Source organism: Faecalibacterium sp. i25-0019-C1, from assembly GCF_042854225.1.
Taxonomy (GTDB): domain Bacteria; phylum Bacillota; class Clostridia; order Oscillospirales; family Ruminococcaceae; genus Faecalibacterium; species Faecalibacterium taiwanense.
The window spans coordinates 1,534,621-1,556,253 of record NZ_AP031428.1 but is presented as its reverse complement, the minus strand read 5'-3'; the positions used below and the strand labels follow the sequence as shown (position 1 = coordinate 1,556,253).

Below are 21,633 nucleotides of genomic sequence, written 5' to 3'. Positions count from 1 at the left end.
ACCACAATGGAAGCAACACGCCTGTGTCCATACTGCCTGCAGCCGCTGCCCGGAGCAGCACAAAGCTGCCCGCACTGCGGCAAAAGCTTTGCCGGGCGCAACCCCGGCGGCACCCTGCCGGTGGGCACCGTGCTGGCCGGGCGCTACACCGTAGGGGAAATGCTGAGCATCGACGGCGAGGGCATCCTCTACCGCGGCGCAGAGAATCTGGGCCGTTTCCGGGTGACCATCAAGGAATATCTGCCCATTACCCTCACGGCGGAGCGCACGGCAGAAAGCACCCTGCGGCCCAAGACCGGCAGTGAGGTGCTGTTCAAGACCACCCGCATGGATTTTGCGGACCTGTACCGCTCCATCCAGCGCATCACTCCGGCCAATGGTCTGGAAGCCGTGCTGGATGTGGTGGAAGCCAATAACAGCGTTTACGCCATTCTGGAAAATCTGGGCGGCACCCCGCTGGATCAGTGGCTGGAAAACCACCCCGGCACCATCCGCCCGGACGATGCCTGCACCATGCTGCAGCCGGTGTTTGAAGGTGTAGCCGCCATGCACAAGATCGGTCTGGTGCACCGCGGCATCTGCCCGGAGAACATCCGCGTGATGGAAAACGACCGCTGCCGTCTGGCGGGCTATGCCACGGTGGGCCTGCGCACGGCGGGCAGCGGCCTGCGCGAACAGCTGTACGAAGGCTATTCCGCCCCGGAGCAGTATTCCACCGCAGAGTTCGAGGGCCGCTATACCGATGAATACAGCCTTGCGGCCGTGTTCTACCGCATGGTGTGCGGGCAGGCCCCGGTGCCTGCAGCGCAGCGCATGGTGGCAGACTCCAACCCACGCGCAAAATCGGTGAACGGCAGCCTGCCGCTGTACGTCTCGCAGGTGCTGCAGCTGGGCCTGCGCCTGCGGCCCATGGAGCGCATCCAGACCGTGCCGCAGCTGTATCAGGCCCTTTCTTCCAAGGAATACACCGCCGAGCTGACCCGCACCATGAAGCCGGAGACTCCGGTGCGCACAGCCCAGCCGGAGCCGGAACGTAAGGAGCATCTGCTCAGCTTAAAAGCGCTGCTGGCGGGCATCGTGATCCTGCTGTCCATCCTCATTCTGCTCACGCTGTGGAGCGTGCTGAGCCAGCACATCCACCGGCCTGCCGCGTCGGCTGCGGAGTCGGAACCGGCCAGCAGCGAGGTGATGGTGCCGCAGAACCTTGTGCCGAACTTTATTGGCATGGACTACACGCAGGTGCAGAACAACCGGGAATATACCAGCATGTATCTGTTCTACGTCACCGAGGAATACAGCGATACCGCCCCGGCGGGCCAGATCATCCAGCAGGAGCCGAGCGCGGACACTGTGCTCAAGGCAGGGGAGACCATACAGCTGGTGGTGAGCAAAGGCCCGCAGATGGCCGAGATGCCCAATATCATCGGCTTTACGCAGGATGGCGCGGTAAAGGAACTGGAAGCGAGGGGCCTTGTGGCCAGCTGCTTTATGGTGGTGAACGATGGCTCCTATGCATCCGGCTGCGTGGTGCGTACCAGCGAGGAGCCGGGCACCAAGGTGAAAGTGGGCACGGTGATCACCGTGTATATTGCGGCAGACCCCAGTGTGCAGATCACTGTCACACCGGAGGAACCCGCCGCTACCGAACCCACCACGACAGAGCCGGCCCCTCCGGAAACAACAGATCCTACCCCCACGGAACCGGAATACAATACAGACTAAAAAACAAAAGCAGAAGCGGGAGCCTTGCAAAGGCCCCCGCTTCTGCTTGTTTAGGATAGGAAAGAGAATGGCTTAGTTAGAGGTTGGTGTAGCCCATCAGGTAGCGGTCTACCTCGGCGGCGCAGTCGCGGCCTTCGCGCAGGCCCCACACCACAAGGCTCTGGCCGCGGCGCATATCGCCGCAAACGAACACCTTTTCCACGTTGGTCTTGAAGCTGTGGTCTGCCACGTTGCCGCGGGCGGTCAGCTCCACACCAAATGCATCGGCCACGTAATTTTCGCAGCCGGTAAAGCCTGCGGCGATGAACGCCAGCTGGCAGTTGTAGGTAAATTCTTCACCGGTGGGCACCATGCTGGTACGGCCGGTCTCGGGATTTCGCTCCGGCTTCAGGTAGGAGATGATAGCACCGGTCAGATTGCCCGCATCATCCTTCAAAAACTCCTTCACGGTGGTCTGGTACACGCGCGGGTCCTTGCCAAACTTTGCAAGGCACTCGGTCTGGCCGTAGTCCACCTTCAGCACACGGGGCCACTCCGGCCACGGGTTGGAGGCTGCACGCTCCTTGGGCGGCTGCGGCATCATTTCCAGTGCCACCAGATCGGTGCAGCCCTGCCGCAGGGCTGTGCCCTGACAGTCGTTACCGGTATCACCGCCGCCGATCACCAGAACATTCTTGCCCTTGGCATCGATGGCCTTGCCGTCCGCGAACTGGCTGTCCAGCAGACTTCTGGTCACGCTGGTCAGGTAGTCCACGGCAAAGTGCACGCCGTTTGCATCGCGGCCGGGCACATTCAGGTCGCGGGCCTTCTTGGCACCGCAGCACAGCACCACGGCATCGTAGCCGTTCAGCAGCTCTTCGGCGGCAACAGCCCCGCCCACATCCATGTTGGTGCGGAACTCCACGCCCTCAGCCTGCATGATCTTGATGCGGCGCTCGATGACGGATTTGTCCAGCTTCATGTTGGGGATGCCGTACATCAGCAGGCCGCCCACGCGGTCGGCACGCTCGAACACAGTCACGGCGTGGCCGCGCTTGTTCAGGTATTCAGCCACCGAAAGGCCGGAGGGGCCGCTGCCCACCACGGCTACGCTCTTGCCGGTGCGGGAGGGCGGCGGTGCGGCGTGCAGCCAGCCCTTGGCGTAAGCCGTCTCAATAATGGCGTGCTCGTTCTCGCGCACGGTCACGCTGCTGCCGGTCACATCGCCGCAGGTGCAGGCCGCTTCACACAGGGCAGGGCACACCCGGCTGGTGAACTCCGGAAAGCGGTTGGTGGCCATCAGACGGTGCATGGCCAGCTCCCACTTGCCATGATAAACAAGGTCGTTCCACTCCGGGATGAGGTTATTCAGCGGGCAGCCGGAGGCCATGCCACCGATCATCATGCCGGCCTGACAGAAGGGAACACCGCAGTCCATGCAGCGTGCTGCCTGCGTCTGCTGCTCCTCGCGGGAGAGCCAGACGTGAAATTCGTTAAAGTTTTCAATGCGTTCCAGCGGCGGAACATCCGTGCTGGTTTTGCGCGTATAGTCGATAAATCCAGTTGTCTTACCCATAACGCTGCCCTCCTTACTTCTTCTTCTGCACCGTGTAGAATGCTTCGATCTGTGCCTGCTCGCCGTCCAGACCGCGCTCCTCAACGGATGCGATCACACGCAGCATACGGTCATAATCGTAGGGCAGAACTTTCTTGAACTTGGGCAGGAATTCGCTGAAGTTGTCAAGAATCTCTTTGCCGCGGGGAGAGCCGGTGGCCTCCACATGTTCGCGGATCAGCTCTTTCAGGGTGGCAACATCGTACTTGTGCTCCACAGGCTCCAGGCTGACGGTCTCCTTGTTCACGCGCTGGTAGAAGTCCCAGTTCTCGTCCAGCACGTAGGCGATGCCGCCGGTCATACCGGCTGCAAAGTTCTTGCCGGTCTGGCCCAGAACCACCACCGTGCCGCCGGTCATGTACTCGCAGCCGTGGTCGCCAACGCCCTCCACAACGGCGGTGGCACCGCTGTTGCGCACGGCGAAGCGCTCACCGGCCACGCCGGAAATAAACGCCTTGCCGCTGGTAGCACCGTACAGGGCCACGTTGCCGGTGATAATGTTCTCCTCGGGCTTGAACGTGATGCCCTTGGGCGGGCGCACGACGATCTTGCCGCCGGACAGGCCCTTGCCCATGTAGTCGTTGCAGTCGCCCACAAGGTCCAGCGTCAGGCCGTTGGGGATGAAGGCACCAAAGCTCTGGCCGCCTGCACCCACACAGTGGGCGGTGTAAATATCATCCGGCAGGCTGTTGCCGTATTTGCGGGTGATCTCGCTGCCAAAGATGGCACCAAAGGCGCGGTCGGTGTTGGAGACATCCAGCGTCACGCTCTGGGCATTCTTGCTGCTGAGCTTGAACTTCTTCATCAGCACCTTCATATCGAGGGTGTTTTCCAGATGGAAGTCGTAGGTGTCCTCCTTCACGAAGTGAACATTGCTGTTCTCGATGGCAGGGTTGTGCAGGATGCAGTCGAGATCCATCTTGGAAGCGCGGCTGCCGGGTGCGGCAGGCTTGACCTTGAGCAGGTCGGTGCGGCCCACCAGTTCATCGATGGTGCGCACGCCCAGCTTTGCCATGTACTCGCGCAGCTCCTCGGCCACAAAGGTGAGGTAGTTGATGATGTATTCCGGCTTGCCCTTGAAGTTCTTGCGCAGCTCCGGGTTCTGGGTGCAGATGCCCATGGGGCAGGTATCCAGATTGCACACACGCATCATCACGCAGCCCTCGGCCATCAGCAGGGTAGTGCCGAAGCCGAACTCCTCTGCGCCCAGCATACAGCTGATGGCAACATCGCGGCCGGAGAGCAGCTTGGAGTCGCTCTCGATGCGTACGCGGGTGCGCAGGCCGTTCAGGATCAGGGTCTGATGGGTCTCGGCGATGCCCAGCTCCCACGGCAGGCCAGCGTGCTTGATGGAAGTACGCGGTGCTGCACCGGTGCCGCCGTCGTAGCCGGACACCAGAATGACCTGTGCGCCGCCCTTGGCAACACCGGCCGCAATGGTGCCAACGCCGGCCTCACTGACCAGCTTGACATTGATGTTGGCGCTGCGGTTGGCGTTCTTCAGGTCGTAGATCAGCTCTGCAAGGTCCTCGATGGAGTAGATATCGTGGTGCGGCGGGGGAGAGATCAGGCCCACACCGGTGGTGCTGTGGCGGGTCTTTGCAATCCACGGATATACTTTGGCACCGGGCAGATTGCCGCCCTCACCGGGCTTTGCGCCCTGTGCCAGCTTGATCTGGATCTCTTCCGCAGAAACGAGGTATTTGCTCGTTACACCAAAGCGTGCGGAAGCCACCTGCTTGATCTTGGAATTGCTCTCGCTGTGGTAGCGCTCTTCGGGTTCGCCGCCCTCGCCGGTGTTGCTGCGGCCGCCCAGACGGTTCAGGGCGATGGCAATGGTCTCATGGGCTTCACTGCTCAGGGCACCATAGCTCATGGCTGCGCCCTTGAACCGCTTGACGATGGAGCTTACCGGCTCCACCTCTTCCAGCGGGATGCCGCCGTCAGGAGCATAGTTGAAGTCCAGCAGGCTGCGCAGATGCACGCCGTCAGCACCCATATTGTCCACGGTGCTGGTGAACTGCTTGAAAGCCGAGTAGTCGTTCGTCCAGCAGGCTTTCTGGAACAGATGGATGGTCTGGGGGTTGAACAGGTGTTCTTCCTTGCCGCTGCGGAACTTGTGTGCGCCGCTGTCGGCCAGCTCCATGTTGATGTCCAGACCCAGCGGGTCGAAGGCTGCGTTGTGCTGGGCTTCCACATCGGCCTGAATGTCCGAAAGGGTAATGCCGCCCACACGGCTCACCGTGCCGGTGAAGTATTTGTCGATGACATCCTTGGAGATGCCCACAGCCTCAAAGATCTGGCTGCTCTGGTAGCTCTGGATGGTGGAAATGCCCATCTTGGAGGCAATCTTCACAATGCCGCTGAGGATGGCGTTGTCGTAGTCCTCCACGGCTGCATAATAATCTTTGTCCAGCAGGCCTTCGTCGATGAGCTGGCCGATGGTCTCATGTGCCAGATAGGGATTGATGGCGCAGGCACCGTAGCCCAGCAGAGCGGCAAAGTGGTGCACCTCGCGCGGCTCTGCACTTTCCAGGATCAGGGCCAGTGCGGTGCTCTTCTTGGTGCGGATCAGGTACTGCGAAACCGCGGAAACTGCCAGCAGGCTGGGAATGGTCACGTGGTATTCATCCACATCGCGGTCAGAAAGGATGATGATGTTTGCACCATCCTTGTAGGCGCGGTCGACCTCCAGAAATACACGGTCGATGGCCTTTTCCAGACTGGTATTCTTATAGTAGTTGATGGACACCGTGGCTACCTTAAAGCCGGGCACGTTCATGTATTTGATCTTGAGCAGGTCGGTGCTGGTCAGGATGGGGTTGTGCACCTTGAGCACCTTGCAGTTCTCGGGCTTGTCTTCCAGCAGGTTGCCGTGTGCGCCAATATACACGCTGGTGGAAGTGACCACCTTTTCGCGGATGGCATCGATGGGCGGGTTGGTGACCTGCGCAAAGCGCTGCTTGAAGTAATTGAACAGCGGCGGATGCTGGTTGCTCAGCACAGCAAGCGGGGTGTCGGTGCCCATAGCGCCGGAAGGCTCTGCGCCTGCCCGTGCCATGGAGAGGATCATGGTGTTCACATCCTCATACTTGTAGCCGAACACCTTCTGCAGGCGGGTGAGCTGATCGCCGGTGTAGCTTTCCACCTTCACGTTGGGAATTTTCAGTCTGGCCAGCTCCACAAGGTTGCGGTCGATCCACTCGCCGTAAGGCTCACGGCTGGCGTAGAACTCCTTGAGCTTTTCGTCGTCCACCACTTCGCCCTTCACGGTGTCCACCAGCAGCATTTTGCCGGGGCGCAGACGATCCTTGACCAAAATATTATCCGGCTCGCATTCCAGCACACCCACCTCGGAGGACAGGATCATGCGGCCGTCCTTGGTGATGTAATAGCGGCTGGGGCGCAGACCGTTGCGGTCCAGCACAGCGCCCATCACGTCGCCGTCCGAGAAGAGGATGGCAGCGGGGCCATCCCAAGGCTCCAGCATGGTGGCATAATACTGGTAGAAATCGCGCTTTTTCTGGCTGATGTTCTTGTTGTTCTCCCACGGCTCGGGAATGGTGATCATCACGGCCAGCGGCAGATCCATGCCGTTCATCACCATGAATTCCAGCGCGTTATCCAGCATGGCGGAGTCGGAGCCGGAAGTGTTGATGATGGGCAGGATCTTGTTCATGTCGTCCTGCATGATGGAGCTGGAGATGCTCTCTTCACGGGCCAGCATGGCATCCGTGTTGCCCTTGATGGTGTTGATCTCGCCGTTGTGCAGGATGAAGCGGTTGGGGTGTGCGCGCATCCAGCTGGGGTTGGTGTTGGTGGAGAAGCGGCTGTGCACCATGCCGATGGCAGACTCGTAATCGGGGTCCTGCAGGTCGGTATAGAACAGGCGCAGGTCGTGCACAAGGAACATGCCCTTGTACACGATGGTGCGGCTGGACAGGCTGGGCACATAAGTGCCGTTGCTGGCCTGCTCGAACACGCGGCGCACAATGTACAGCTTACGGTCAAAATCGATGCCCTTGCTCACCTTGGCGGGCTTTTTGATGAAGCACTGCCAGATAGCAGGCATACAGTCGCGGGCTTTCTGGCCCACGGCATCCGGGTTCACGGGAACCTTGCGCCATGCCAGAAATTCGAGGCCTTCCTTGCGGGTGACCACCTCGAACAGCTTCATGGCCTGCGCACGCAGGTGTTCGCTCTGGGGGAAGAAGAACATGCCCACACCGTACTCGCGCTCGTTGCCAAGGTTGATGTTCAGTTCTTCGGCCACCTTGGAGAAGAACTTGTGGCTGATCTGCAGCAAAATGCCCACACCGTCGCCGGTCTTGCCCTCGGCATCCTTGCCGGCACGGTGCTCCAGCCGTTCCACAATGGCCAGTGCATCGTCCACGGTCTGGTGGCTTTTGCGGCCCTTGATATCCACCACAGCGCCAATGCCGCAGGCATCGTGCTCAAACTGTGGATCGTACAGACCAAGGGTGTTTTTCTGCTCTGTAAAGTTTTCCATAGACTTTCCCATCCTTATCTAAAATCCTCACCGGTGCGGCACCCTCCGCATTTTGACAAAAAAGAAAAGCGCCCCGCAAGGGCATACTTTACCCTTGCGGAACGCCTTTGTTCCGGTAACTATTATTATACTGAACGCTGAAAAAGATTCAAGTGACAGCTGCACCAAATATAACAGCGGCTTTCCACTGCTTCTTGTGCGAAACGCCGCGTATGGCGGTCAGTTGTAGCTATAGTGAGAACAGTGCAGGCTCAATGTCTGCCCAGAATGGCCTGCAGGTCATTTTCCGGCGTTGTTACGGCTTTTAAATCGTACTTTTGCTGCAGGGCAGCCACAACGACCGGCGAGAGGAACGGGGGCAGGGTAGGCCCCAGCCGGATGTTCCGGATGCCCAGCGCCAGCAGCGCGATGAGGATGCACACGGCCTTCTGCTCAAACCAGCACAGCACCAGCGAGAGGGGCAGGTCGTTGACGCCGCAGCCAAAGGCGTCGGCCAGCGCCAATGCGATGCGGATGGCGCTGTAGGCGTCGTTGCACTGGCCCACGTCCAGGATGCGGGGCAGGCCGGTGCCCGGCACGGTGCCAAGGGGCAGGTCGTTCAGGCGGAACTTGCCGCAGGCCAGGGTCAGCAGGATGGTGTCGGGCGGGGTAAGGCGGGCAAACTCGGTGTAGTAGCGGCGGCTGGGCCGGGTGCCGTCGCAGCCGCCCACCAGAAAGAAGTGCCGCAGCTTACCGTCCCGCACCGCCTGCACGATCTCGTCCGCGTGCTGCAGCACGGCGGTGCGGGCAAAACCGGTGGTCACCGTGGAGCCGCCGTTCAGGCCGGGCAGCAGGGTGTCCTGCGCGTAGCCGCCCAGCTCCAGCGCCTTTTCGATCACCGGGGAAAAGTCGCGCCCTTCGTCGATGTGGGGCACGCCGGGGTAAGCCACCACCGAGGTGGTGAACACCCGGTCGGCGTAGCTGGCGCGCAGGGGCATGATGCAGTTGGTGGTGAACAGGATGGGCGCGGGGATGTCCTCGAACTCCCGCTGCTGGTTCTGCCATGCGGTGCCAAAGTTGCCCTTGAGGTGGGGGTAGCGGCGCTTCAGCTCCGGGTAGCCGTGGGCGGGCAGCATCTCCGAGTGGGTGTAGACGTTGACGCCCCGGCCTGCGGTCTGTTCCAGCAGCTGCTGTGCGTCGTAGAGGTCGTGGCCGGAAATCACGATGAACGGCCCCTTTTCAATGGTCAGGGGCACCTGCACCGGTTCCGGATCGCCAAACGCGCCGGTGTTGGCCGCGTCCAGCAGCTCCATGCAGCGGTAGCTGGCTTCTCCTGTGGCCTGCACCAGCTGCCACAGTGCGTCGGTGGTCTGGCCGGGGTCGCCCACGGCCTGCAGGGCGGTACAGAAGAACCGGTCCAGCTCCGGGTCGATGCGGCCCAGCACCCGGGCGTGGTAGTTGTAGGCGGCCATGCCCCGCAGGCTGAACAGCACAAAGCATTTCAGGCTGCGCCGGTCGGCGTCCGGTTCCCGCCAGAGGGCCTGCATGTCGTAGTCCGAGCCGGTGCCGGGGCTGGCGTCGTGCACCCGGCGGGTCAGCGCGTCCACGGCGGCGGGGTCAAAGTTCACGTTGGTAATGGTGGTGAACAGCCCCTGCATCAGCAGCCGGGCCTGTTCCGGGGTCGGGCCGCGCCCCGCCGCGATGAGCTGCCCGGCAAACGCGATGAGCGCCCCGGTGAGCCGGTCCTGTGCGGCGGCTGTCTCGGCCGACTTGCCGCACACCCCCGCTGCGCCGGTGCAGGCGGTGCAGCCCGCCGCCTGCTCACACTGAAAACAAAACATCTGCTCGTCCATACAAAACTCCCTTTCTGCCATAAGATACTGCCAGTGTGGGCAGAGCGGGGCGGGGTTATACCAAAAAAGAGCCACACCCCTGCGGGCGCGGCTCTTAGACGACGCGGTATGACTTAGTAGGTGATGCCCTGTGCCATCATGGCAGTAGCGACCTTCAGGAAGCCGGCGCAGTTTGCACCGACCATCAGGTTGCCCTCGGAACCGGCAGCCACAGAGGCATCGTAGGAAGCATGGAAAATGCCTTCCATGATGCCCTTCAGCTTGGCATCGACCTCTTCAAAGGTCCAGCTCAGACGCTCAGAGTTCTGGCTCATCTCCAGACCGGAGGTGGCCACGCCGCCTGCGTTGGAAGCCTTTGCAGGTCCGTACAGGATGCCGTTGGACAGGTAGACCTCGATGGCCTCCGGGGTGCTGGGCATGTTGGCACCCTCGCACACGACGGTGCAGCCGCCCTTCACCAGAGCCTCAGCGGACTCCTTGTTGATCTCGTTCTGGGTTGCGCAGGGCAGGGCAATGTCGCAGGGGACAGTCCAGACCTTGGTGCAATCTGCAACATAGGTTACACCCTCGTGGGTCTCGGCGTACTCCTTGATACGGCCGCGGCGGACTTCCTTCAGATCCTTGACGTAGGCCAGATCGATGCCGTTGGGGTCGTAGACGTAGCCGTTGGAGTCGGACATGGTCACGACCTTAGCACCCAGCTGGGTGGCCTTCTCGCAGGCGTAGATGGCCACATTGCCGGAACCGGAGATGACCACGGTCTTGCCCTCAAAGCTGTCGTTGCGCATGCACTTCAGAGCCTCAGCGGTGAAGTAGCACAGGCCGTAGCCGGTAGCCTCGGTACGGGCCAGAGAACCGCCGAAGGTCAGACCCTTGCCGGTGAGCATACCGCCCTGGAAGCTGTTGGTCAGGCGCTTGTACTGGCCGAACATATAGCCGACCTCACGGCCGCCGACACCGATATCACCGGCGGGGCAGTCCACGAACTGGCCGATGTGGCGGTACAGCTCGGTCATGAAGCTCTGGCAGAAGCGCATCACTTCCATGTCGCTCTTGCCGTGGGGGTCGAAGTCAGAGCCGCCCTTGCCGCCGCCCATGGGCAGGGTGGTCAGGCTGTTTTTGAAGGTCTGCTCAAAGCCGAGGAACTTCAGGATGCCCTGATTGACAGAGGGATGGAAGCGCAGGCCGCCCTTGTAGGGGCCGATGGCGCTGTTGAACTGCACACGGTAGCCGCGGTTCACCTGAACCTTGCCCTGATCGTCAACCCAGGGCACACGGAAGGTGATGATGCGCTCCGGCTCGACCAGACGCTCGATCAGAGCGGCCTTCTCGTACTCAGGGTGCTTCTCCACAACGGGCTGGATGCTCTCCAGAACCTCGCGCACAGCCTGCAGGAACTCAGGCTCGTTGGCATTGCGCTTTTCCAGACCTTCGTAAACGCGCTTCAGGTATTCATTCGTCAGCATAGTAGAATACTCCTTTTCCCAATTACTCTATAAAATTTGAAAAAGACGAAACCGCCCGGCACACCGCACAGCGGACGCGCTGCTAAAACGCTTTGGGACGATCCCGGATTTCCGTTCTTACACACCGGCCTGCTTATGGCTGCAGACCGCTTTATTATTATAAAGCATTTCTGTGGGTTTGACAATAGCGAGAAAGCAGAAAATGCTTCAAAAAAACAGATGAAAAGTTGAAACCGCTTCACAAAACGAAAAATAAAAGAAAAAAACGGCACAGAACCTTGTTTTTTAAAGCGCTGGCAGAACAAAAAAATACGGAAAAGAACGTCTTTTCTCCATTTTGCTGCATTCTGCAGGCGCAGAAAGCTATATTTTCTGCAACCAAAAAGCCCTGCACCACGCAAACGGCACAGGGCAGAGAAACGATTTTTACTTCTTCAGCAGCTTTTCGCAGGCATCGGCGGCACCTTCCAGATATTCGCCGCCGTAGGTCTCGATCATACCGGCATCGGAAAGCGCAGCCAGCTGGGGATCGATGGGACACTTTGCCAGCACGGGCAGGCCGTGCTTTGCAGCCACCTCATCCACATGGCTCTCGCCGAACACATTGATGTGCTTGCCGCAGTCGGGGCAGACGATGTAGCTCATGTTCTCCACAATGCCCAGCATGGGCACCTTCATCATCTCAGCCATGTTCACGGCCTTGGCCACGATCATGCTCACCAGCTCCTGCGGGCTTGCCACCACAACAATGCCGTCCACCGGCAGGCTCTGGAACACGGTCAGGGGCACATCACCGGTTCCCGGGGGCATGTCCACGAACAGGAAGTCCACGTCCTTCCAGACCACATCGGTCCAGAACTGCTTGACAGCACCGGCGATCACCGGGCCGCGCCACACAACGGGGTCTTCCTCATTTTCCACCAGCAGGTTGATGCTCATGACATCGATGCCCATGCGGCTCTGGATGGGCCAGCAGCCCTTGTCGTCGGCCATGGCACGGCCATGGATGCCGAACAGCTTGGGAATGGACGGGCCGGTGATGTCAGCATCCAGAATGCCGCAGTGGTAGCCGCGGCGTGCCATGGCGCAGGCCAGCAGAGCGCTGGTCATGCTCTTGCCAACGCCGCCCTTGCCGGACACAACGCCGATGACCTTTTTGACGCTGCTGTTGGGGTTGGGTGCGTCATGCTTGGGCGCTGCATCGCGGGAAGAACATGCTGCTCCACAGCTGGAGCAGTCATGGGTACATTCTTCGCTCATTCTCTTTTTGCGCACGGCTGGCTCAGAGGCATTGGCCGTGTGCTTCCTCCTTAAACAGAATACGGCCATATAAAAGCCGCCCCTTTACTATACCATAAAAGCGCTCAGGAAACAACCCGCCGCGCCGCTCTGCTTTTGCATATCCTGTTCCGCCGCTTCATATGCTGGAACCGGAACATTCCGGCAGGAGGTGCGCCATGCGGCAGAGCTATTTGAAAAATGCGGCGCTGCTCACCGGTTCAGACGTGGTGCTGCGGCTGGCCGGTATGGGCCTGCGCATCTGGCTGGCAAACGAGCTGGGCGGCGAGGGGATGGGCCTTTACCAGCTGGTGCTGGCGGTGTATTCGCTGTTCATCACGCTGGCAACGGCGGGCGTTTCGGTGGCGGCTACCCGGCTCATGGCCGAGGAACTCAGCGGCCCGGCTTCCGCCCGTGGTGCAGCCCGCGGCATGCTGCGCCGTCTGCTGGCGGCAGGACTTGTGCTGGGGCTGTTTGCCGCTGCACTGCAGCTGGCGACAGCGGATCTTGCGGCCCGGTTGTGGCTTGGCGATGTCCGCGCCGTTGGTGCTTTACGCGTTTCAGCGCTGGGAATGCCATGGATGGCGGTCTCGGCGGTGCTGCGGGGCTTTTTCATCGCCCGGCGGCATGTAGCTCCCAATGTGTTCAGCCAGCTTACGGAGCAGACGGTGCGCATCGCGCTGGTGGCACTGGCGCTTACCCGTACCGAGGGCCTTGCGGTGGGCGTGCGCTGTATGCTGGTGCTGGGAGCTACCGCCGTCAGCGAAGCGGTGTCGGCGCTGTGCATGCTGGCCTTTTACCGGCGGGATGCCCGCAGTGCCTTTGCGGGGCAAAAAGCCGTCCGCCCGGCAGACCCGGCCCGCCGTCTGTGGGAGATCCTGTGGCCGGTGGAGGGCGGGCGGGTGCTGGCAAGCGCCCTGCACACGGCGGAGAATATGCTGGTGCCCGCCTGCCTTGCGGTCTATCTGATCAACGCGGGCGGGCGCACCGCCGCGCTGGAGCAGTACGGAGAACTGAAAGGCATGGCTCTGCCGCTGCTTACGTTCCCATTTGGCCTGCTGGGCAGTCTTTCGGTGCTGCTGATGCCGGAGATCACGCAGGCTCATATTCTGGGCCAAACCGAACGGCTCAACGCACTTTTGAACCGGATGCTGCGGCTTACCGGCTATTTTTCCGCGCTGGCAGGGGTGCTGTTCTGGGTGTGGGGACGGCCGCTGGCACAGCTTTTGTACCAAAGTGCGGATGCCGGGTTTTATCTGGAAACGCTGGCTCCTGCCATGCCGCTGATGTATCTGGAAAGCATGGTGGACGGTGCCATGAAAGGGGTAGGGGAGCAGAAGGCGGCCTTCCGCTACAGCGTGTGGGATTCCATCCTGCGCATTGGCGGGGTGGTGGCGCTGCTGCCGCGCTTTGGCATGAAGGGCTTTTTGGCAGTGATCCTGCTTTCCAGCCTGTACACCTGTGCGGCCAACACCGGGCATCTGCTGTTTTCCAGCGGCACGCAGCATGCATTCCGCCGCTGGCTGGGTGCACCGGCACTGGCAGCTGTGCTGGCTGCGGCGGCTGGCATGGTGCTGCGGAAGCTGCTTGCGGATGGGTTTGCGGCTCGGCTGCCTTTGCAGCTGGCCGCGTTGGGCGTAGGCGGCTGCGCTACCACAGGAGTGTTCCTGCTGGCGGCATGGCCGCTGGGCCTTGGAGAGGAAGCAGCCGCGCTCTGGGCTGCGCACCGGCCCGGCAGGCCGAAAAAATAGAGGGAGTTTGGCAGCGGATTCAAATTTTCTGGACATTCTGCAGTGTTCTGAGTATAATATAAAGATAGGGCTGTCCGGTGTGCCGGATGCTCTGTGAAACCGGAAGCTTTTCCGGCCAAAACTGCGGCTCTTGTGCCGTATGTAAAAGAGGACTTTTTTGTGAAAGATAAAAAGAACACACCGCAGGTGCTTGCGCGCCGGGCGCTGCTTGTGCTGCTGGATGCAGCCATTGTTGCATTCAGCTTTTATTTTGCGCTTCTGCTGCGGGCAGACGGAGCAGTGGAAGCTGCCTGGTGGCCGCATAACCGTGAGCTTCTGTACGAAAATCTGCCATGGATCGTGGCGGTGTACATTGCCAGCTTTCTGTTCAGCGGGCTGTACTCCGTACTGTGGAAGTATGCCGGTGAACGCGACCTGATGCGTCTGGCGGGAACGGTGGCTGTGCCTACCGTTGTCGTCTACTGTGTCAACCGTCTGTGCATCCACGGCGTGCTGTTCAACTCCGCCAACTGTATGGCGGCGGTGCTCATCTTCCTGCTGGTGGGCGGCAGCCGTCTGGCATGGCGGCTGTTCCTGAACCACCCGCTGGGCGAAAAGCTGCGCGGCGCTGCCAGCAAGGACCCCAACCGCCCGGTGATGATCGTAGGTGTAGGCGAAGCCGGTGCATGGGCCATCAACGTGTGCAAATCCAATAAGGAATATGGTCACGCGGTGGTGGCGGTGGACGATGATCCCACAAAACTCAACCAGACCATCCACGGGGTGCCGGTGAAGGGCACGCTGGAGGATATCCCGGACCTGTGCAAGCGCTACGGCATCCACAGCATCATCATCGCCATTCCTACCCTGAAGGGCAGCAAGCTGAACCATGTCATCGATCTGTGCGTCAGCACCCATTGTGCGGTGCAGCTGCTCAGTGACCCGCAGCTGGTGGGCAGCGGTACACCGCAGCAGGGAGCCTTCCGCGAGTTGAACCCGGCGGACTTCCTTTCCCGCGATGAGGTGACGCTGGATACCGATCAGATCTCCGGCTACCTCACCGGCAAGACCGTTCTGGTCACGGGCGGCGGCGGCTCCATCGGCAGCGAACTGTGCCGTCAGGTGATGCGCTTCAAGCCCGGCAAGCTGCTTATTTTTGATATCTACGAGAACTGCGCCTATGAGCTTTTGATGGAGCTGCAGCAGAAGTACGGCCGGGATATCCCGGTAACGGTGCTCATTGGCTCCATCCGCGATAAAAAGCGTCTGGATGAGGTTTTTGAAACATATCATCCCACTGTGGTGTTCCATGCGGCAGCACACAAGCATGTGCCGCTGATGGAGGTCAGCCCTGCAGAAGCGGTCAAGAACAATGTTCTGGGCACCAAAAATCTGCTGGTGAGCGCCAGCGAACACGACGTGGAGCGGTTCGTGCAGCTTTCCACCGATAAGGCTGTGAACCCCACCAGTGTGATGGGCTGTACCAAGCGCATCTGCGAAATGCTCATTCAGACCTTTGCGGGCAACACGGATATGAAGTGTGTGGCTGTGCGTTTTGGCAATGTGCTGGGCAGCCATGGCAGCGTCATTCCGCTGTTTGAGGCTCAGATCAAAAAAGGCGGGCCTGTCACCCTGACAGACCCCAACATTGAGCGCTACTTTATGACCATTCCGGAAGCGGCCCAGCTGGTGCTGCAGGCCGGTGCACTGGCCGAGAGCGGCAATATCTATGTGCTGGACATGGGCGAGCCGGTCAAGATCATGGATCTTGCCAAGCAGCTCATCCGCTTTTACGGCTATGAGCCGGGCGTGAATATGGAGATCAAGATCGTGGGTCTGCGCCCGGGCGAAAAGCTCTACGAAGAGCTGATGATGGACGAGGAGCAGGATAAGATGCGCCGCACCCAGCACAATAAAATTTTTGTGGCTTCGCCGCGCAGCATCGATCTGGCCGAGTTCTACGAGCAGCTGCAGGAGCTTGCCGCTGCGGCAGAGCACAACGACGAGGGTGTGGTGCAGCAGCTGGCAAAGATGATCCCGACCTTCACCCCCACCCGCCAGAATCTGAAGCTGTAAACTCCCCCAGTCTGCTGCGCAGACAGCCCCCTCAAAGAGGGAGCTTGTCCGTGCGGCAAAGCCTCCCTCTTTGAGAAAGACTTCCCCCCGGCCGGGACAGATTCTCCCTGCGCCGGGGAAAATGTCACCACAGGTAACAAAGAGAAAAACAGATGTCGCGCCAGCGACAAAAAGGGGAATGGGTGGCATCGCATCAGCGATGACGAAAGGAGTTTCTACTGATGTCACTGCGGCGATCGGCCGCGTGCATATAAAATGAGAGGGATGTTACTATGGAAAAGAAACCGTTTCTGACCGAGGCGATGGCACAGGAGATCATTCAGGATGTGCCCACGCCGTTCCATGTCTACGATGAGAAGGGCATCCGTGAAAATGCCCGCCGCATCAACAAGGCATTCAGCTGGAACAAAGGCTTCAAGGAGTATTTTGCCGTCAAGGCTCTGCCGAACCCTGTCATCCTGCAGATCCTCAAGGAGGAGGGCTGCGGCGTGGACTGCTCGTCCCTGACTGAGCTGATGCTCAGCGAGGTGTGCGGTTTCTCCGGCAGTGAAATCATGTTCTCCTCCAACCAGACTCCCGTAGAGGATATGAAGAAGGCCTACGAGCTGGGTGCCTATATCAATCTGGACGATGCCACCATGGTGGAATTTCTGGAGCGTGTCGCCGGTGTGCCGGAGAACATCTTCTGCCGCTATAACCCGGGCGGCACCTTCAGTCTGGGCGAGAGCGAAGAGGGCTTTCAGGTCATGGACAAGCCCGGCGATGCCAAGTACGGTATGACCGAGGAGCAGATGATCGAAAGCTACAAGAAGCTGGCCGCCAAGGGTGCCAAGAACTTCGGCATTCACGCTTTCCTTGCTTCCAATACCATTTCCGATGAGTATTACCCGGAGCTGGCAGGTATCCTGTTCCAGCTGGCTGTCCGGGTGCAGAAGGCCACCGGTGTGCACATCGGTTATATCAACCTGTCCGGCGGTGTGGGCATCCCGTACCGCCCGGAGCAGACCGAGAACGATATCATGGCCATCGGCGAGGGTGTGCGCAAGAAGTTTGAGGAAATTCTGGTGCCCGCAGGCATGGGCGATGTGGCCATCTTTACTGAGATGGGCCGCTTTACCACCGGCCCCTACGGCGCACTGGTGGCAACTGCCATCCACGAAAAGCACATCTATAAGGAATACATCGGTCTGGATGCCTGCGCTGCCAACCTGATGCGCCCGGCCATGTATGGTGCTTACCATCACATCACCGTGCTGGGTAAGGAAAATGAGCCTTGCGACCATATGTACGATGTGGTGGGCGGTCTGTGCGAGAACAACGACAAGTTTGCCATTGACCGGATGCTGCCCAAGATCGACATTGGCGACATCGTTTATATCCACGACACCGGTGCACACGGCTCTGCCATGGGCTACAACTACAACGGCAAGCTGCGCAGCGCCGAAGTGCTGCTGTGCGAGGATGGCACCCACCGTCTGATCCGCCGTGCCGAGACTCCGCGCGATTACTTTGCAACGCTGGATTTCCTGCCCCTGATGAAGCCGCTGTTTGAAGATTAAGAGGGATCATAAATGTTTTTTGGCTTTCAGCTCACCCTTGGCCTGATGATGGTATTCTACGGCTATTCGGTCATGAAAAATCCCCGTGTCTGGGGAGATCAGGGCCGCCGTGCCGTCAAAGCGGAGCACTTTGAGGAATACTGCCGCCAGAACGGCCTGTTCTTTTTGAAGGCAGGCTGCGTGGTGGCGGTGATCGGTGCGCTGGATGCGCTCATCACGCTGGATGCCCTGCTGTACGCTCTGCTGTACCTCTTCGGTCTGGCCTTCGCGTTCTATCCGCTGGTCAAATGGTGCCGCGAAAATGAGGGCTTCAGCTGGCCTTGGCCCCATGTCCAGAGCGAGAAAAAGCGCATCAAAGAGCTGCGTAAGGAGCAGAAAACTCACGCCTTGCAGGACGAAGATAAAAAATAACAGAAACAGAATGACACCCTGTATCGGAAAATTTTCGGTACAGGGTGTCATTTTTTACACGTCAGAAATGAGACGGTTTTCTATAAGAAAGTCTCTGGCGTGTTTATATGCGTAAGTACGCTTACTTCCACCGGACAAGGAGTATCCGAGTTCTTTAAAATATCTGGAACCGAAAAAGCGTAAATCAGAACCAGAATAGTTGTCATTAAGGGATTTTTGAAATTTAGTGTCCTCTTTCACCGATTCGGAAAAAGAATAGAAAAGTTCCTTATAAGGACAATCGTTTAAATTGCCAGTCATGCAATGATCGACATCCCGATACACACAAAAGATGAAAAAGGCTGTGCGGGTGAAAGAATCTAATTGTGCAAAAACAGTATCATACAGCATCCGCTTTCCAGTATAGTAGGAAACACTAATATGCATTTCATCAGCATATTGAAATAGTTCAGGGTTTGGAATGCTGTCACGATCAACATATCTGGAAATTAAGGCTGAAGCATCTGTAGAAGACAATGCGGAAGGAACAACCTCATCACGTTCCATAGCGAGATCAGAAAGATAATCCATCTGGGAATTACTGGGAGAAGTTGGAGTAAGGCGAGAATAGGAAATAGGATCTTCGTATCCTAAATCCATAATACGGGATAGCACATCCTCACCGGAAAAAACACGAATGCTACGTTTTGTACGCATCTTTCCGGTTTGGGTGAATTTACCAGAAAAAACATAATCGGAGTAGTTGAGATTGCAGTCAGATGAGTCAGAATAAAGTTGATCGTAATCACTGAAGTGGCCATTAAAAGAGCTGTTATTGGACTTGCCTGCGGGCAATGTGTTCTCTGAAGATGTGGACACATCAAAAAGGGAATGAAATAAAGAAGAAAAAAGCCCCATAACGTCAACCTCCGTTTCAGGTGAGAGAAACGATCGCCTTTTGCAGTTTCTGATAAAACTGCCCCAGATGATATCCGTCCACAAACCGGTGGTTCACTTCCACGCTCATGCCGAGGGTCTCACGGTCGTTCTGCAGGACATATTTGCCCCAGCAGATGCGGGGGATGGCATCGTCTTTGTCAAAATCCCGCTCGTTGGTGCAGCTGGTCAGATCAAACCACGGCGTGGTGGAAATGTAGATCAGCGCGTCCGTCTCGCAGTCCTGATCCAGAAAGCTCTGCTGTGCTGTGCTCTTAGCTTTTGCAGCGCAGCAGAACTCGTCCAGCGTGCCGGTCTTGGGCAGTGTGACGATGTGGAACTGCTCACTGCCGGGCTTCAGGTCGGTCAGGCTGGGGATGCGCTTATCCAGAAGCCAGACCTCGCCGTTCCGGATGGTATAGCGGAAATTCACCACGCTGTTCACGGCATCGGTCACGAGATAGCCGAGGGCATAATAAAAGGAAATGCCGCGGGCTTTGGTGTAGGCGTGGAGATTCGTCACGTCCACCCGGAAGGTGACACTGTAAAATGGCTGCGACACTCCGGAAAAGAACCGGAACAGCTCTGCCCGCGGCCACGTGTTCATGTCGATTTTATGCATGGTCGTTTTCTCCATCCGCCTTGCTCTTATCCAGCGCATCGAACTGCTTTATGATCTGCGGGTCCTTCAGCTTGACGACCTTGCCGGAGAGATAATGCAGGGTGTTTTCCTCGGGAATATCAAGGAAAGTGACCCGCACAGCGCACAGGGCCTGCGTTTTGGTGCCGGTGCGCTCGTTCATCTTGCGGTTGCCGTACTTGATGTCGCCCAGAACCGGACGGCCCAGATAGGCCAGATGTGCGCGGATCTGGTGGGTGCGGCCGGTGACAAGGCCGATCTTGCACAGGGCAAAGGGGCCTGCGGTGCGCAGCACGTCCACGTCCGTAATGATCTGCTTGCGGCGCTCGTCCTGCGACTGGTGTGCATGGATGCTCACCTTGTTGTTCTTCTCGTCGTGCTCCCACCATGCGGTGAACCGCCCGGACTGCGGGATACCCACCGTGATGGTGTAGTACTCCTTTTTGAGTAGGTCAGTGCGGATGATCTCGTTCATGTCCCGCAGGGCGGTGTAGCTCTTGGCGGCGATCACAAGGCCTTCGGTGCCGCGGTCCAGCCGGTTGCAAATGCCGGGCTTGAACCGGTTCTCGCCGTGGGGGTCGTACTCGCCTTTTTCGGCCAGATACTGGGTAAAAGCGTCCACAAGGTTTGCATCGCCGGTGCGGTCACTGTGGCACAAAAGGTGGGTGGGTTTGTACAGCACAGCAATGTTTTCGTCCTCATAAATGATATTGACCTTGGGCTGATTCTGCTTTTTTTTCGGCGCGGCCTTCTGCACGGTTTTTGCGCCTTCCGGCGGGAAAAACTCGTCGTTGATGTACAGCTCGATCAGGTCGCCTGCCTGAATGCGGTACTCCGGCACGGCCTTTTTTCCGTTTACCTTCACGCGCTTATTGCGGAAGCTCTTGTACAAAAGGCTGGTGGGAAAATCGCGGGTCACGCTCTGCACAAAGCGGGAAAGACGAACGCCGTCGTCGTTGGCGGTTGCGGTATATTGTTTCATAAATGTTCCTCAATTTTCAAGAGATACCTTTATAGTAATACAGCCTTGGCTGCAAGTCAACGCGGAAACGCCCCGGATCAAAACTATTTTACCGCAAAGCCTTGAGTTCCGGGCGCAAAATGGGTACTATTATAAGGAATGAATCAGAAGGAGAGTACCGCAATGGCAGAACACAAACGGCATCAGGGACACCGCCAGCGGATGCGCGAACGGGTGCAGAACTACGGTCTGGACAGTCTGGCCGAGCACGAAGCGCTGGAATATGTGCTGTACCTCACCAACGCCCAGAAGGACACCAACGGCATCGCTCACGACCTGATCGACCGCTTTGGCGATTTTGCCGCTGTGCTGGAAGCCAGCGAGGAAGAGCTGTGCACTGTGGAGGGCGTAGGCCCGGCCACAGCCCGGATGTTGCATCTGCTGCCGGAGATCAGCCGCTACTATGGCCGCAGCCGTACCAGCACCACCCGCTGCATCAGAACTACGGAGCAGATGGGCAGCTATCTGATGGCGAAGTTTGCGTGGTCGGATTACGAGCGTGCAATGCTGGTCAGTCTGGACAGCCGTAAGCGGGTGCGCGCGGCGGTCTGGCTGCGGGAAGGCACCACCGACCGGGTAAGTCTGGACATCAAGGATGTGGTGTCTGCGGCCATCAAGGGCGGCACCGACACGGTGGTGCTCAGCCACAACCACCCCAACGGTGCGGCCTTGCCCTCCATGGAGGATCTGGAGGCCACTGGCAATATTGCCCGGGCATTGGGCCTTGTGAACATCCATCTGCTGGATCACTTCATCCTGACCGATACGGAGTATTTCTCCATGCGGGACGCAAACCGCCTGCCGATCTATGACTTTAAAACAGGTACGCTTTTCTGGCCTTGATCCGTGAAACAACAAAAAAGTGTTTACATTATAAAA

Annotated in this window: 14 protein-coding genes; 6 read left to right on the top strand and 8 right to left on the bottom strand. The window is 58.7% G+C overall.

Going from position 1 to position 21,633, the window contains the following annotated elements; genetic code table 11:
* The first annotated feature begins 6 nt into the window (after window positions 1–6).
* Window positions 7–1,722, top strand: a complete 1,716-nt coding sequence (locus ACGHUK_RS07710) for a PASTA domain-containing protein (RefSeq protein WP_390573950.1) — start codon at window positions 7–9, stop codon at window positions 1,720–1,722.
* 76 nt (window positions 1,723–1,798) lie between these two features.
* Here the strand turns inward: ACGHUK_RS07710 and ACGHUK_RS07705 are convergent, their stop codons facing one another.
* The 5 genes from ACGHUK_RS07705 to ACGHUK_RS07685 all read right to left on the bottom strand — a co-directional run bounded on the left by ACGHUK_RS07705 (window position 1,799) and on the right by ACGHUK_RS07685 (window position 12,384).
* A complete protein-coding gene (locus ACGHUK_RS07705; RefSeq protein WP_005941486.1) occupies window positions 1,799–3,277 on the bottom strand; it encodes a glutamate synthase subunit beta in 1,479 nt (492 codons plus the stop codon).
* A 13-nt stretch (window positions 3,278–3,290) separates the two neighbouring features.
* The gene (gene gltB, locus ACGHUK_RS07700; protein ID WP_242702811.1) at window positions 3,291–7,826 is read right to left on the bottom strand and encodes a glutamate synthase large subunit; all 4,536 of its coding nucleotides are present in this window, start codon (window positions 7,824–7,826) and stop codon (window positions 3,291–3,293) included.
* 251 nt (window positions 7,827–8,077) lie between these two features.
* A complete protein-coding gene (gene hcp / locus ACGHUK_RS07695; protein WP_390573947.1) occupies window positions 8,078–9,658 on the bottom strand; it encodes a hydroxylamine reductase in 1,581 nt (526 codons plus the stop codon).
* 113 nt (window positions 9,659–9,771) lie between these two features.
* Complete coding sequence (gene gdhA, locus ACGHUK_RS07690) at window positions 9,772–11,124, bottom strand: NADP-specific glutamate dehydrogenase (RefSeq protein WP_154256131.1); 1,353 nt, start codon at window positions 11,122–11,124, stop codon at window positions 9,772–9,774.
* Between the two features lie 426 nt (window positions 11,125–11,550).
* Entirely contained in the window at window positions 11,551–12,384 is an 834-nt protein-coding gene (locus tag ACGHUK_RS07685) for an Mrp/NBP35 family ATP-binding protein (protein ID WP_044953699.1), read from the bottom strand.
* A gap of 197 nt (window positions 12,385–12,581) precedes the next feature.
* On the opposite strand from ACGHUK_RS07685, the gene ACGHUK_RS07680 reads away from it, so the two are divergent.
* The 4 genes from ACGHUK_RS07680 (at window position 12,582) to ACGHUK_RS07665 (ending at window position 18,178) form a co-directional block, all read left to right on the top strand.
* Window positions 12,582–14,153: an oligosaccharide flippase family protein gene (locus ACGHUK_RS07680; protein ID WP_390573944.1), complete on the top strand. Its 1,572-nt coding sequence runs from the start codon at window positions 12,582–12,584 to the stop codon at window positions 14,151–14,153.
* 159 nt (window positions 14,154–14,312) lie between these two features.
* Window positions 14,313–16,208 (top strand): polysaccharide biosynthesis protein, encoded by a 1,896-nt coding sequence (locus ACGHUK_RS07675; RefSeq protein WP_390573941.1) that lies wholly within the window; start codon window positions 14,313–14,315, stop codon window positions 16,206–16,208.
* 272 nt (window positions 16,209–16,480) lie between these two features.
* Complete coding sequence (locus ACGHUK_RS07670; protein WP_097775440.1) at window positions 16,481–17,767, top strand: diaminopimelate decarboxylase; 1,287 nt, start codon at window positions 16,481–16,483, stop codon at window positions 17,765–17,767.
* 12 nt (window positions 17,768–17,779) lie between these two features.
* A complete protein-coding gene (locus ACGHUK_RS07665) occupies window positions 17,780–18,178 on the top strand; it encodes a hypothetical protein (RefSeq protein WP_390573939.1) in 399 nt (132 codons plus the stop codon).
* Window positions 18,179–18,232: 54 nt separating this feature from the next.
* Here the strand turns inward: ACGHUK_RS07665 and ACGHUK_RS07660 are convergent, their stop codons facing one another.
* The 3 genes from ACGHUK_RS07660 to ACGHUK_RS07650 are packed head-to-tail and all read right to left on the bottom strand — an operon-like array spanning window position 18,233 to window position 20,715.
* Window positions 18,233–19,075: a hypothetical protein gene (locus ACGHUK_RS07660; protein ID WP_390573937.1), complete on the bottom strand. Its 843-nt coding sequence runs from the start codon at window positions 19,073–19,075 to the stop codon at window positions 18,233–18,235.
* A 16-nt stretch (window positions 19,076–19,091) separates the two neighbouring features.
* Window positions 19,092–19,730: a CatA-like O-acetyltransferase gene (locus ACGHUK_RS07655; RefSeq protein ID WP_390573935.1), complete on the bottom strand. Its 639-nt coding sequence runs from the start codon at window positions 19,728–19,730 to the stop codon at window positions 19,092–19,094.
* A complete protein-coding gene (locus ACGHUK_RS07650) occupies window positions 19,708–20,715 on the bottom strand; it encodes an RluA family pseudouridine synthase (RefSeq protein ID WP_390573933.1) in 1,008 nt (335 codons plus the stop codon). Before ACGHUK_RS07650 ends, ACGHUK_RS07655 begins: the two co-directional genes overlap by 23 nt.
* A 162-nt stretch (window positions 20,716–20,877) precedes the next feature.
* Here ACGHUK_RS07650 and ACGHUK_RS07645 point away from each other — a divergent pair, with 162 nt between their 5' ends.
* Window positions 20,878–21,597 carry a RadC family protein gene (locus ACGHUK_RS07645; RefSeq protein ID WP_044953632.1) on the top strand — a complete coding sequence of 240 codons (720 nt, stop codon included), beginning with the start codon at window positions 20,878–20,880 and terminating at the stop codon, window positions 21,595–21,597.
* Window positions 21,598–21,633 lie beyond the last annotated feature (36 nt).